Raw genomic sequence first — 13,409 nt, 5'->3', positions numbered from 1 at the left:
TATGTCGCCCCTTTGAGCGAGCCGTCCGACAGAAGTTTCGGCCCAACGTGCAACGCCATAATGTCGATCGACTCTACTCAGTTCGCGAGCTAATCGGGGCGATCGGCTTGTTGATAAAAAGCCATAACCTCTGGAATAATCTGATTCAGATTACCAGCACCCAAAAACAGAGCCAAATCCCCCGGTTGCAGATTTTGGGTTAAAAACTGAGTGACTGACTCCAGGGAAGGCGCAAACTCAACCTCTCGGCCTTCTTTAGCAATCAAATCAGCAACCTGCTGCCCGCTAATCTCTCCTAAATTTGGTTCCCCAGCACTATAAATATCGCAAGCCACAACCAAATCAGCATCCCCAAAAGATTGAGCAAATTCTGGCAAAAATGTCAGAGTCCGGCTGTAACGGTGGGGTTGAAAAATTGCAACCACTCTTCGGGATTTGGGATTTTTTTCGCTACCTTCGATCCGCAAGCGAGCCGCCGCCAAGGTGACACGAATTTCGCTAGGATGGTGGGCGTAGTCGTCCACAAACAGGATGTCATTGTGAAAGCCCCGCACCTCAAAACGGCGGCGAGCTCCTTCAAAGCCAGCAATCGCTTTGGCAATCGCCGAAAACTCTAACCCCAACAATCGGCCTACTGCTACCGCAGCTAGTGCATTGCTGAGATTGTGTGTGCCGAGCAACTTCAACTCCATTTCCCCCAGGAAAACTCCTCGCTCCCAAATCCGAGCCTTGGTGCTTTCTGCCCCGTACTCCACGCCCGAAGCCGTGTAGTCAGCACCGCTGTCCGGCTGCAAGCTATAACTGACATGAGGGTGAAGGCAGTCTTTGACGATTTGGTCGTCAATGCAGCCCACCAAGGTTTGACAGTTTTGGGCAAACACCTTAAATGTGTCTATTACCTGGTCAAGGGTATCGTAATGGTCTGGATGATCCAGTTCCACATTCGTCACTATGCCAATTTTGGCTACCAGCTTAACGAGAGAACCGTCGGATTCATCAGCCTCGGCCACTAAGTAGGGCCCTTCCCCCAAACGGGCATTGCCTTCCCAAGCATTTACCTCGCCTCCTACTACGATCGTCGGGTCTAGACCCGCCGCCATCAGCATGAAGCCGATTAAGCTGCTAGTAGTAGTTTTGCCATGAGTCCCGGCTACCGCTATGCTTTGATAATCTTGAATTAACGCTGCCAACACATCCGATCGATGAAAAATCGGACAGCCCAAATCTAAAGCAGCTCGATATTCGGCATTGGCTGGGTGAATAGCCGTCGAACATACTACTTGAGGCAATCCCAGAATTGCTTGGGCGCTTGAACCGTTGCCGTTCAATTGGATAGCTTTGGCTGTCGCGACAGAAGTCCCTACCGTACCCGCGACTATCGAGGATACTGCCCTTTCCTGTTGCCCGCAGTCGGGACTGCTACCGTTGAGGGCCGTTTGAAATAGTTCCAAATTGCTGGCGTCTTGACTCCAAAAAATATGAGCTCCCATTCCTTGCAAGCGCTCGGTTATGTGACTCGATTTAATGTCGGAGCCGTACACAGGCAACTTGCGTTTAGCTAGAATGTAGGCAAGGGCTGACATCCCAATCCCACCAATGCCGATGAAATGAAATGGTCTACCGCTAAAATCAACAGAACTCGGCATCTTTGCTCCTCACACACCACACCACGCCAATAACACGCGATATCATATCAAGAATTGTTTTTTCAGGATACAGTTCGCTAGAGATTTTGTACAAAATTCTCTGCGCGTCCCTAGATTTGAGGGACTTGTAGAGATGTTTGTCTTGTATCCTATATGACTTAGTACCGAGTAGTTTTCCGGAACAGTCACAGCTCGAAAATTGCAGGTAAGAGAAAACGGGGTCTGGGGCCTGTGCCAATAGACTAAGTTTGGGTGGTTGCATACTCCTGCATTCTTTCTATTTCTATCCGCCTGCTGTGCTGGGATACGGCAGCAAAAGCCCCACAACCTTTCTACCAAGATTGAGGGTAAAACCCATAAGGATTTACAAACACTACCACGAACAACAAAATTTCGCTCATTTTGTAGTCATTTATCTACTCCTACGGTTATTTTTTCTTGAAAGTCAGAGATTGACACGATCGCAACTCAATTACAGCAACTATAGATAGTATGTATTCTCACTTAATTGTATATATACCAAGTTATGCAGTTAGTCGAATAAGTGGAAAAGTGATAGAGCTTACGGTTAAAAGTGTATAAACATAAAATTGGCGCGATGTCTCTACTAATCCTGATTTTGGGGAAATATGGGGAAAATAGCGATTTTGGGGGGGACTTTTGACCCGGTTCACTGGGGTCACGTGTTGGTGGCCGAGACGGCTGCAAGTCAATTTGCTCTCGATCGAGTCATTTGGGTACCGGATCGCTCTCCTCCTCACAAAGAGCGCCCGGATTTGGCAAGTTTTGAGCAGCGGCGGGAAATGCTTGCTCTGGCGATCGGCGATCGCCCAGACTTCGTAATTTCGCCGCGGTCGGCAAATCCCAGAGGCAGTTGTTTTGCGATCGACACCCTGCTGTATTTGCAAAAATTGTATCCCGGCGATCATCGCTGGTACTGGATTATTGGTAGTGACGCACTCCTTACTCTTCCCAAATGGCATCGGTGCGGCGAAATTGCCCGGTTGTGCGACTGGTTGGTGGCCCCACGTCCGAGTCAGGAAGATCGAGAGATAGCAGAAAGCGGGGAGATTGGGGGACTGTCCGAGTGGGGAGATTGTCCGGGTGGAAAACCCCTCGATTTCGGGGGGGACAGGATGCAGGTTCATGCGACTGCTGTGGGCCGACGAGTTGCCGAACAAATGGCTCTTTTGGACGTGGAAATTCGCTGGGAAGTGCTGTCCATGCGTGCGATCGAGATTTCGTCGAGCCACATCCGCCGCTGTTGCGCCGAAAGGATCGACCTCCGCTACTTAGTCCCGGAAGTTGTCGGGACTTATATTGCAGCCCATCAGCTTTACCAGTAACCAGCGGCAGAAAGCCTAATGCCTTCTCCCTTGCAATGTCAGCCTTCTAGAAAAGTTCAAGCTTTTTTGATCGACACAAAAAGTTAGAAAGGATCGACCTTTGCGATATGATCTTGTCTCATAACTCAATTCTTAAATTTTTCCAAAATTTAAGCCTAAGCTAAGGGCTGCCATCGTTAGGAGGTACTAAAGTGATTCGAGTCGCGATCAATGGTTTTGGACGTATCGGGCGCAGTTTTGCGCGCTGCTGGCTGGGCAGAGAAAACAGCCAGCTAGAGTTGGTAGCTATTAATGACACTTCCGATCCCAGAAGTAATGCTCACTTGCTCAGATACGATTCCATGATGGGAACGTTGAAGAATGTGGACATCAGTGCGGATGAAAATTCCATTACCCTAAATGGCAAGACAGTTAAATGCGTGAGCGATCGCAACCCGCTAAACTTGCCTTGGAAAGATTGGGGTATTGATCTGATTATTGAATCAACCGGCGTCTTCGTTGACCAAGCTGGTGCATCGAAGCATATCACTGCCGGCGCTAAAAAAGTGCTAATTACCGCTCCCGGCAAGGGTTCTGAAGTTGGCACTTATGTGATGGGAGTCAACCACCACAACTACAAGCACAGTGACTACACAGTCATCAGCAATGCTAGCTGTACTACCAACTGTCTGGCTCCTGTACTGAAAGTGCTGCACGAAAATTTTGGCATCGTCAAAGGCATGATGACCACTACCCACAGCTATACTGGCGACCAGCGCTTGCTGGATGCTAGCCACCGCGACTTGCGGCGGGCCCGGGCGGCAGCAATGAATATTGTGCCGACTTCTACCGGAGCAGCACAAGCTGTGGCTTTGGTGATTCCAGAATTGAAGGGCAAGTTAAATGGTATCGCCATGCGCGTCCCGACTCCTAATGTGTCGGTAGTTGATTTTGTGGCTCAGGTAGAGAAAAAGACTTTTACCGAGCAAGTAAATCAAGTTTTCAAAGAAGCCGCCGAAGGCTCCATGAAAGGGATTTTGGAGTACAACGATTTGCCTTTAGTTTCATGCGACTATCGCGGAAGTGATGCTTCTTCGATTCTGGATTCCAGCTTGACGCTGGTGATGGATGGCGACATGGTGAAGGTTTTGGCTTGGTACGACAATGAGTGGGGCTACAGTCAGCGGGTGGTTGACTTGGCTGAATTGGTCGCCGAACGTTGGGAAGGTTAGATCCCTGACTTCTTTCCGGCAGTCCAGCCGTCCGGCAGGGGTTGAAACCCCTGCCTCAAAGCTAAAGTCCTCTTAAGAGGACTGAGAAGAAGACTTTTAAACTTATTAGTCTTCTTAAAAAAAGTCAGAAGAAGACTTTTAAACTCATTAGTCCTCTTAAGAGGACTTTAGCTATTAGACAGGGAATTCATTCCCTGGCGGACTAGGGAGTGGCCGACAGTCAGCTTAAGTAAAATCCAAAATATGTAAGTTGGGTTGAACGATAGCAAACCCAACCTACTTCTTAGTCTGCGGAGGCAGATTTTGTTTGTGTAGGATCGGTTTCAACCGCCGAATCATCAAAGTAAATAGTTTATATGAAAAAAGCACTGATTTGTGGTATCTCAGGTCAGGACGGAGCTTATTTAGCTAAACTGTTACTCGATCGAGGTTATGAAGTTTGCGGCACCTCCAGGGACGCCCAAATGTCTAGTTTCGGAAATCTGGCCCGTTTGGGCATCCGAGACAGAGTAAAACTAGAATCCATGTCTCTCAACGATTTTCGCAGCGTCTTGCAAGTGCTTGCCAAAATAGAGCCAGATGAGGTGTACAATCTAGCCGGCCAAAGTTCCGTCGGTCTGTCTTTTGAACAACCCGTAGAAACCCTCGAAAGCATTGCCACAGGCACATTGAATCTGTTAGAAGCAATTCGGTTTACAGGCGGAAAAATCAAACTTTACAACGCCAGTTCCAGCGAATGTTTTGGGGATACCGGAGGCAGTGCAGCCGATGAAAATACGCCTTTTCGCCCCAGAAGTCCTTACGCGGTAGCGAAAGCAACGGCATTTTGGGAAGTAGCAAATTATCGAGAAGCGTACAATTTGTTTGCGTGTTCTGGTATTTTGTTCAATCACGAGTCGTCGCTGCGACCGGAGAGGTTTGTTACCCAAAAGATTGTATCTGTTGTGTGCAGAATTGCGGCAGGTAGTTCCGAAAAACTGCATTTAGGAAATATTTCAGTGCAACGGGACTGGGGTTGGGCGCCGGAATATGTGGAGGCGATGTATTTGATGTTGCAGCAGGAAGAACCGGACGATTATGTAATTGCCACGGGTGTAAGTTATCCTTTGGAGGAGTTTGTGCAGACAGCTTTTGTTTCTGCGGGTTTGGATTGGCGGGAACATTTAGTAACCGATGCTAGTCTTTACAGACCGACGGAGATTGCAGTTGGGAGGGGAAATCCGGGTAAGGCGAAACAAAAGTTGGGATGGGAGGCTAAGTATAAAATGCCCGATGTGGTGCGGATGATGGTGGAAGCGAGGATGATGTGAGGGAAAAGTATGGGGTGAAAATATGGAAGGAGAATATGCAACGGCTAAGGAGTGGTATAAAGCCAATCGCCGGGAGTTGAAGAAATATCGGGGTCAGTGGATCGCTTATACTAACCGAGGGGTGATTAGTTGCGATCGGGATTATCGAAAGATGAAGGACGGGATTCCCCCTGATACACCTAATTTAAGTTATGTGATCGGTCGCATATATGAAAGCGAGTTTAGTGAGTCTGTTCGCTTCCCAGGATTTCGCTGTTGTAACTAGATATTAGTTGATGATGTTTAAAACTGTGAAACAATGCAATTCAGTGATGAATATATTTTGGAGAAAGAACGGTTACAGGGTTTTGTGGCGGAAAGGGAATTGATTGTTTACCACAACAATCTCTTTTTAGCGATGGATACTTGTACCATAAACTGTTGTATAGCTTAATTTACGAATATGTCAAAATCAATCAATGAACTAACAAACAACTGTTTGATGGAAATACCAAATAATATCGATTTATATTGGCTTAAGACATTCAACCAAAAATACATATCAGTAGTAGATGGAAGAGTTTGCCAGACTCAATCTTCTGATTTTTCAGCGGAAGTCAATGTAATTATGGCTGTGAATCGAGATCTAGATTTTGTTGTTTTACTGACTCCTCAAGGTAACTATTTGTCAGCTCAGATAGATGGGGCTTTGCAAGCAGATAGAAAGTTGATTGGCCCTTGGGAAAAATTCAAGCCAGTTTATTTTTCTAATGATAATTTGGCTTTACTAACCGATCATAACCAATATTTGTGTGCTGAATTAGATGAAGATTTAGTGGCAAATCGTAGTAGCATTGGTTCCTGTGAAAAATTTAATTTGACATCAATTCCCCAATCAATTTTGGATAAGTTAGTTTCTACAATATACCCGATTATAAGAATTATTACATTGGGCAATTTTGAGTCTGAAATTAACAGATTTAAAAATAAAGTTTTAAGCTTACAATCACAAAAAAAACCGATTAAAATTTATGTGGGACCAGGAAGAATTCCTAAAGTCGGCTTTTTAAATATCGAACTGGAAGTTCAGGTAGAACCTGAATTTTTGGAAAATCACTTTGATGAAATTTTTCAGTTTCCCGCAAATAGCTCGTGGTCAATTCCCGATAGTTGCGTAGACTATATTTTCCATGAAGATTTTATTGAGCATATCAGTCAACAGTCTCAAATCGAGTTTCTTGCAGAAGCGTATAGAGTCCTAAAACCGGGCGCTATTCATAGAATTAGTACACCTTGTTTAATAGAGTCAATGCGCTTGCATTCTGATTTTGAGAAAGGCTTTCAAGGTGTATTTTCAGATGAATGGAAATGCTGGATTCATATCAATTTACTCAGCAAGAAAATGATTGAGGAGATAGCGACGATGATTGGCTATAAGCGCGTTCACTTCACGGTTAAGAATCATAGTTTATCTGAACATCACCCAGGAGATTCGCGACCTGGCAGCGATCGAGATGAAAACTTCGGCAATATTTATGTCGAACTATTAAAAACTGCGGAGTAGTAAACCAGATGATGCGATATGCGTCCAGTTCCTAATTCATGAATTGTGGGGCTACGCGATATGCCTGTAGCCCCTAATTCATGAGTAAGCCTGAAGTTGAAAGAACTATTTTTTGAGTCATGCCTTTGAGCATATCATTTTCTTACAAAAACATTTAAAATTTCAATAAAGATTATAAAAATGAGACCTAGGTTAACTAAGTAGCCTGCGATCTTGCTAATATTTCCAAATCCTTGTGATTTAGTATTCAGCGACCTTGATATGTATGCTAATAGCCTAGTATTAAGTCACTTCCGCCATCCTTAACAGAGCTTTCAGCGCATCTATATTGACAAGCGTATCTTCCCAACCGTCTATCCAGTAAATAAGTTGCCGCAAGTAAGAGCATTCAATACTTTCGCCCATTAAGTAGTAGTAATCAAGTCCCGCTTGACGGCTGAGAATATAGAAACATGTTGTCGGGTAGTGGGGCGTTAAAATCTCTATCACCTTGGTTCCGGGACTGCAAAATATCAGGTTAGTCCCTCCACCGCCGTGCATACTAACTACAACTTTAGCTCCCCTCAGCAGCGAAGCTGTTTCTGCTATCGAAATTGATTCGGCATAGATAGTCACAAATCCGTGTTGGTTCAAAACTTCTAAAACTTCATCTTCATTAATAATTCTCCGGCTCTGTCCAAGGTTCCGACTGATATATATGCGTTCTGGCTGCTGCGAGTTGGGTTCCGCTGCGGCGGGCAGGAATTTGCTTCTGAGAAATTCAACCGCCCATTTAGTTGGACAGCAGATTAAACCTGGGTAAGACGAAACAATTAACCTATCTGCTTGTATGTGAGGGTATTTGCTGCTCTCTACGATTTTATTTTCTGGAATACCTAAGATATCCAGTGTTTCCTTGTGAAACCCCGAATAACTACTGACTAAAAACTTATCTATACTATTTATATCTATGCCACTGAGTTCTATTAGCCCTAATTTTGGCAGTGCGTCTACTATCCAATGGTAATATATTACACTTGTATTTCCTGATAAAACAGCTACTGTCCCTTCAACGTGGTGAACAGGAGGAAAGTTTAACTCTGATAATTTTCCTGGATCTATATAACTAGAAACATCAAGTAACATCTGATTATTTTGCGTGATATAACCATTCTTAAGCGGATCTAATTGACAATACCGACCTTCTGGAAGCGTAGAGACGAAAGTAGCAGGCGATTCAAATTTACTCCTTTCATTTAAAAACGGATGAACTTCTTTATAAATTGTTTTCGGTGGCGCTATTTCTACTAGATGCATGGGATGTATATCTATATAATTAGTATGATCTAACTTAGATACAATTGCCCACTCTTTTGTTGTGATATAAAACCCTTTGGGTGGGGCTACCGACTGTGCTTTTCTTAAACAAGCATTTGCCTCCTCTATTTTACCTTGTTGCAGCAAAATATTTCCTAAGTTTCGGAGAGCTTCAGGGTGTTCACATGGAATCTCTTGATTAATTAACCCTTGTAAACAGGAAACAGCTTCATCCAACTTACCTTGTTTAGTAAGACGACTCGCTAATGATAGATAGGCATCATGGTGGACATCTGGTAGTTGCAGCGCTTTTTGGTAATAGTTTATTGCCTCATTTATTTGATTTGTTTCTGATAAAATATGACCAATATTAATGTAAGTATTTCCTTTGTCAGGCTGCAATTCAATCGATTTCTTGTAAATTTTAATGGCTGCATATAGCTGTTTTTGTGCTGAAAGAATCTGCCCAATATTTACATATACTTCACCTTTACTAGAAGTGAGTGGGATCGCTTTTTGGTAAAATTTTAGGGCCTCGTCTAGCCGATTCTGTTGTTGTAATAGCTGACCCATATTAATATAGACTTCGCCAACTTCGCGTGAATTTTGTTGAAGCAGTAGTGAAGTTTTGTAAACTTCTAGTGCTTCATCTACTCGACCTCTTAGTGCTAGAATTTTACCTAAATAGGTATAGAATGACGCTGAATATGACTTATTGAGTAAAGCGTTAAAGAATTTGGCTCTAACAGCCACCTGTTCGTCACACTTGTTCTCTAAAGCTAGATGCTCAGCCCAACGGCTATAAGCTAAAGCTATTTCAGGTTTTAGCAAAACTGCCTGATGGAACGAGGCAAGCGCTTCATCCCATTCCCCTTTTTGTGCAAAAAAGGTTCCCAATGACCAGTGAACTTCCTCAAATGAAATCGAGAAGAACTGTTTGTACTTTAACTGAAATTCCATTGATGGTCGGATGATTTCAGAGATAGTTTGATGACGAGTTCGACTACTTGAACGGACCATTTCAAGGAATGACGCAACTTGTTCATCATTAACATATCGTTTCAGATAGTCGCGGAAAATTTTTTGGATAAAATCTGCATCACTGAGGTGGCTATTTTTTTGCAAAAATGCAACGTCATCAAAGGGAAACTGCTCTAGATAACTAAGTTTAGCCAACGCTTTCCCTAACTGATCGTCAGACATAAAAAATGGATGAAGCTCTATCGCTCTTCGGTAGGAGACAACTGCTGCTTCTAGATCGCCGAGTTGTTCTAACGCTTCTCCTAACAGGTTGTGAACTAAAGCCTCTTGCGAGTTAAGCTCGATCGCTCTTTGATATATGTCGATCGCCCCCTGCCAATCGCCCTGTTTCGCTAAAGCATTCCCCAAATCCAAATAAACTTCTAAGTTATCTGGCTGAATATTTAGTAGATTGCGGTATGCTTGCACATCATCTGGATTTAACTCAATCGCTCGACGGTAAGCAGCGATCATGCATTCCAAATCCAACTCTCTTCGCTGCTGCAAAATATCTGCTATGCAGCCGTAAATCCAATCAACATCCGGGTTGAGAATACTTGCTTGGCGGTAAGCCGCGATCGCCTCATCTAGCTGACCCAATTTTGCTAAACTTTGCCCTAATCCTACATAGGAACCAAAATGATCGGGATTTAATTGAATCGCTTGACGGAATGCAGCCACCGACTCTTCCCATTGCTGTTGTCGCTCTAGGACATCTCCCAAGTGGTGATAAGACCAAGAAAAATCCGGTTTGAGTTCTATGGCGCGGCGGTAAGCTGCGATCGCTTCCTCCAACTTACCTTGTTGACTTAAGGCTTCCCCTAGGTGATAATAAGAGCAAGAAATGTCAGGATTTAGCTCAATCGCATGGCGGTAGGCGGCGATCGCCTCCTCTAGATTCCCTGACTCTAGAAGTCGATCGCCCTCGTTAAAGTATTGTGTTGCCACTTCTGGTGTATTCATAAATCTGTTCAATTATATTTATAAAATCAACGATCTTTCAAACCTTGTACACGATACCAGACTATAGGCGCTTTAGCAAAGTTCCTGACTTGAAACAAATTTACACATCGTCCAATATACTAGGGAACACTTGATCGAAATGTCAAGTCAACTAGCAAAATCTGTCTTCAGTATGCCTTCATAATGTACTAAACTGAGCAAGCACCAAGGATGTGGCAGTCATCACAGAGTTTTTAGGGGTAATTATATGAAAAAAGCACTAATTTGTGGTATATCCGGCCAAGACGGAGCTTATTTAGCCAAACTACTCCTAGATAAAGGCTACTCAGTCTGTGGTACATCGCGGGATGCACAAATTTCAGGATTCCAAAATCTCTCCCGCTTAGGCATCCGCGACTCAGTAAAGCTAGAATCCATGTCTCTCAATGATTTTCGCAGCGTTTTGCAAGTCCTAAGCAAAATTCAGCCAGATGATGTGTACAATTTAGCAGGTCAGACTTCCGTAGGGTTATCCTTCGAGCAACCCGTCGAAACCCTAGAAAGCATTGCCACGGGGACACTGAATCTCCTAGAGGCAATTCGGTTTACGGGAGGAAAGATCAAACTGTATAATGCTAGTTCTAGCGAGTGTTTTGGCGATACCGGAGGCAAAGCCGCCGAAGAAAACACGCCATTTCAACCTAGAAGTCCCTATGCAGTTGCCAAGGCAACAGCGTTTTGGGAAGTAGCGAATTATCGGGAGGCCTACAATTTATTTGCTTGTTCTGGTATCCTATTTAATCACGAATCTCCCTTGAGACCATCACGTTTTGTCACCCAAAAAATTGTATCAGTAGCTTGCCGGATTGCCGCGGGCAGTCCAGAAAAGCTGCAATTGGGCAATATTTCCGTACAGCGGGACTGGGGTTGGGCACCCGAATATGTGGAGGCAATGTATTTGATGTTGCAGCAGTCGGAACCCGATGATTATGTGATTGCCACTGGAGAAAGTCATGCTTTACAAGAATTTGTTGTCCAAGCGTTTGCCACTTTAGGATTAGACTGGGAGGAACATACAGTTACAGATATGAGTCTTTATCGACCAACAGAAATTGCACTTGGTAGAGGCAACCCTGCTAAGGCCAAGGAAAAGTTAGGTTGGGAGGCAAAATATAAAATGCACGATGTAGTAAAGATGATGGTGGAGGCAAAGCAGGCTAATTTTTAATAGACGGACAGAATCTATACTAAGGATTCTGTTATACCGAAAGTTAAATTTTGTTAAGTTAAGTAAAAATAGGAAAAAATGGGAATGAGTAAGTGGAAAAAAAGTTTTAGCTATAAGGGGAAAGAACTCCCTTACAACCGCATCCGATATAACAATCCATCGGAAAGAGCAGTAGAAGTACCGATAGGGTTCGAGTTTTTGCTCAATGTTCCGAAATCCGCCCGCGTCTTAGAAGTGGGAAACGTGCTATCCTATTATGAAAATTCCCTCAGTCAGTATACGGGAGTTATTTCCAGAAAGATTGTAGATAAATTTGAAATAGATCTAGGTGTAGACAATGAAGATTTAATGTTACTTAGCTCTGAACAAAAATATGATGCTATAGTTTCTATTTCAACAGTAGAGCATATAGGACAGGGTGTTACCCCCCTAGGCACTTATGGTGAAGTTACAGAAGAACGAGATTTGGAAGATCCTCTCAAGGCTATAGCTAAGATATACGATCTGCTCACTACGGGTGGAACTGCCTTAATTACCGTTCCTTTTGGAACCCTGACAGATGGTGAGTGGTATATTCAGTTCAGCGGTCAGTACCTAAGTCTTTTAGAAAAGTACGGAATCCCTAAAGAAGCAGTTACTACAAATTTCTTAAAATTAGTAGATCGAGATCCAACCGAAGATAGCGTTAAAATGTTGTGGGAAGAAGTCGAGGCTATTGAAGTTAGTAATGTAGAGTACAATTATCCATTTACAACAGCTAATGCGATCGTTGTTATAGAGCTTTCTAAGGTTTCCAACGATTTCTATTTAAACTTAAATGTCGAACCTACGCCTTTGTTTTACAATAAGCCTTATGGAGAGCGGATAGGAGCGGGTCAAGACAAGGTGCAATTGCGCCAAATCCAGGCAGAGTTAGAGCAATACAAGGCGCAATTGCATAAAACTCAGGCGAATGTGGAAATAATCTCGGTTCATGTGCCAAAAACAGGAGGAACAACGTTCTCTCAAATTTTAATTGATGTTTATGGCACTGAAGCTATTTTCATGGATTATTTGAATAGGCCCGCAAGTCAAATATATAAACCATCCGATTTGCAGCCAAACATTAAAGCTATTCACGGTCACTTTCACTCAGATAAATACAATGGTTATTTTCCGAATGCTAAAAGAGTAATCTGGTTGAGGAACCCCGTGATTCGATTAATATCAAATTACTTTTATTGGCGATCGCAAGAGGAGGGGGTTCCACGCAATATGGATGTGTTGGGAATCGTAGAGTTTGCTGAGATGGTGAAAAATACAGCAACTAGCTTTATTGGTAAAAATCAATTGAGTGATTTTGATTTTGTCGGAATTATGGAGTTTTTTGAGTCCGACTTAGAAGATTTAAGAAAGATAATGAAATGGTCAGAAGTTACTATTTGTAGTGACAAGAGCAATACATGTCCTAATTATAAATATCAAGTACAAAAAATCTTAGCTGATAACGAAATTATCAATAAGTTAGCACAGAGCAACAGTCTCGATATGGAACTGTATCAAGAGGCTCTGAACTTGCGAGCAAAGCGTAGGAATGAATTAGGTGGATTCCACCAGCTTCTACAACTTAGCGAACAATCTCAGACTCAACTGCACCAAACTCAGGGGGAATTAGAACAATCTCAGACTCAACTGCACCAAACTCAGTGGGAATTAGAACAATCTCAGACTCAACTGCACCAAACTCAGGGGGAATTAGAACAATCTCAGACTCAACTGCACCAAACTCAGTGGGAATTAGAACAATCTCAGACTCAACTGCACCAAACTCAGGGGGAATTAGAACAATCTCAGACTCAACTGCACCAAACTCAGGGGGAATTAGAAC

General features: G+C 43.4%; 9 protein-coding genes. 7 read left to right on the top strand and 2 right to left on the bottom strand.

Annotation, left to right across the window (positions count from 1 at the left end; all coding sequences use genetic code 11):
- Positions 1-89: 89 nt before the first annotated feature.
- Positions 90-1,646 (bottom strand): UDP-N-acetylmuramate--L-alanine ligase, encoded by a 1,557-nt coding sequence (gene murC, locus QT992_RS11965; RefSeq protein WP_333377042.1) that lies wholly within the window; start codon positions 1,644-1,646, stop codon positions 90-92.
- A gap of 629 nt (positions 1,647-2,275) precedes the next feature.
- On the opposite strand from murC, the gene nadD reads away from it, so the two are divergent.
- From nadD to QT992_RS11940, 5 genes are all read left to right on the top strand, one after another.
- Positions 2,276-2,992, top strand: a complete 717-nt coding sequence (gene nadD / locus QT992_RS11960) for a nicotinate (nicotinamide) nucleotide adenylyltransferase (protein WP_333377040.1) — start codon at positions 2,276-2,278, stop codon at positions 2,990-2,992.
- Positions 2,993-3,183: 191 nt separating this feature from the next.
- On the top strand, positions 3,184-4,203 hold the full coding sequence (locus QT992_RS11955) for a type I glyceraldehyde-3-phosphate dehydrogenase (protein ID WP_333057138.1): 1,020 nt from the start codon (positions 3,184-3,186) through the stop codon (positions 4,201-4,203).
- 356 nt (positions 4,204-4,559) lie between these two features.
- Entirely contained in the window at positions 4,560-5,513 is a 954-nt protein-coding gene (locus QT992_RS11950; protein ID WP_333377037.1) for a GDP-mannose 4,6-dehydratase, read from the top strand.
- A 22-nt stretch (positions 5,514-5,535) separates the two neighbouring features.
- Positions 5,536-5,778 (top strand): DUF5678 domain-containing protein, encoded by a 243-nt coding sequence (locus QT992_RS11945; protein WP_333377035.1) that lies wholly within the window; start codon positions 5,536-5,538, stop codon positions 5,776-5,778.
- Positions 5,779-5,955: 177 nt separating this feature from the next.
- On the top strand, positions 5,956-7,056 hold the full coding sequence (locus tag QT992_RS11940; protein WP_333377033.1) for a methyltransferase domain-containing protein: 1,101 nt from the start codon (positions 5,956-5,958) through the stop codon (positions 7,054-7,056).
- A 282-nt stretch (positions 7,057-7,338) separates the two neighbouring features.
- Here QT992_RS11940 and QT992_RS11935 read toward each other — a convergent pair whose 3' ends face one another.
- On the bottom strand, positions 7,339-10,335 hold the full coding sequence (locus QT992_RS11935) for a tetratricopeptide repeat protein (protein ID WP_333377031.1): 2,997 nt from the start codon (positions 10,333-10,335) through the stop codon (positions 7,339-7,341).
- Between the two features lie 247 nt (positions 10,336-10,582).
- On the opposite strand from QT992_RS11935, the gene QT992_RS11930 reads away from it, so the two are divergent.
- Together QT992_RS11930 and QT992_RS11925 are read left to right on the top strand one after the other, a co-directional pair.
- The gene (locus QT992_RS11930; protein WP_333377028.1) at positions 10,583-11,542 is read left to right on the top strand and encodes a GDP-mannose 4,6-dehydratase; all 960 of its coding nucleotides are present in this window, start codon (positions 10,583-10,585) and stop codon (positions 11,540-11,542) included.
- Between the two features lie 84 nt (positions 11,543-11,626).
- On the top strand, positions 11,627-13,409 hold a 1,783-nt coding region (locus QT992_RS11925), incomplete at its 3' end, for a sulfotransferase family 2 domain-containing protein (RefSeq protein WP_333377026.1).

This window comes from Microcoleus sp. T3_D1, assembly GCF_036700405.1.
Lineage (GTDB): Bacteria > Cyanobacteriota > Cyanobacteriia > Cyanobacteriales > Microcoleaceae > Microcoleus.
Note: the sequence above shows the minus strand (reverse complement) of the source record. Positions and strands in the feature narration are given on the sequence as shown.

Coding starts and splice junctions, on each gene's coding strand:
- murC (WP_333377042.1), bottom strand. CDS start 1,646: ATGCCGAGTTCTGTTGATTTTAGCGGTAGACCATTTCATTTCATCGGC.
- nadD (WP_333377040.1), top strand. CDS start 2,276: ATGGGGAAAATAGCGATTTTGGGGGGGACTTTTGACCCGGTTCACTGG.
- QT992_RS11950 (WP_333377037.1), top strand. CDS start 4,560: ATGAAAAAAGCACTGATTTGTGGTATCTCAGGTCAGGACGGAGCTTAT.
- QT992_RS11945 (WP_333377035.1), top strand. CDS start 5,536: ATGGAAGGAGAATATGCAACGGCTAAGGAGTGGTATAAAGCCAATCGC.
- QT992_RS11940 (WP_333377033.1), top strand. CDS start 5,956: ATGTCAAAATCAATCAATGAACTAACAAACAACTGTTTGATGGAAATA.
- QT992_RS11935 (WP_333377031.1), bottom strand. CDS start 10,335: ATGAATACACCAGAAGTGGCAACACAATACTTTAACGAGGGCGATCGA.
- QT992_RS11930 (WP_333377028.1), top strand. CDS start 10,583: ATGAAAAAAGCACTAATTTGTGGTATATCCGGCCAAGACGGAGCTTAT.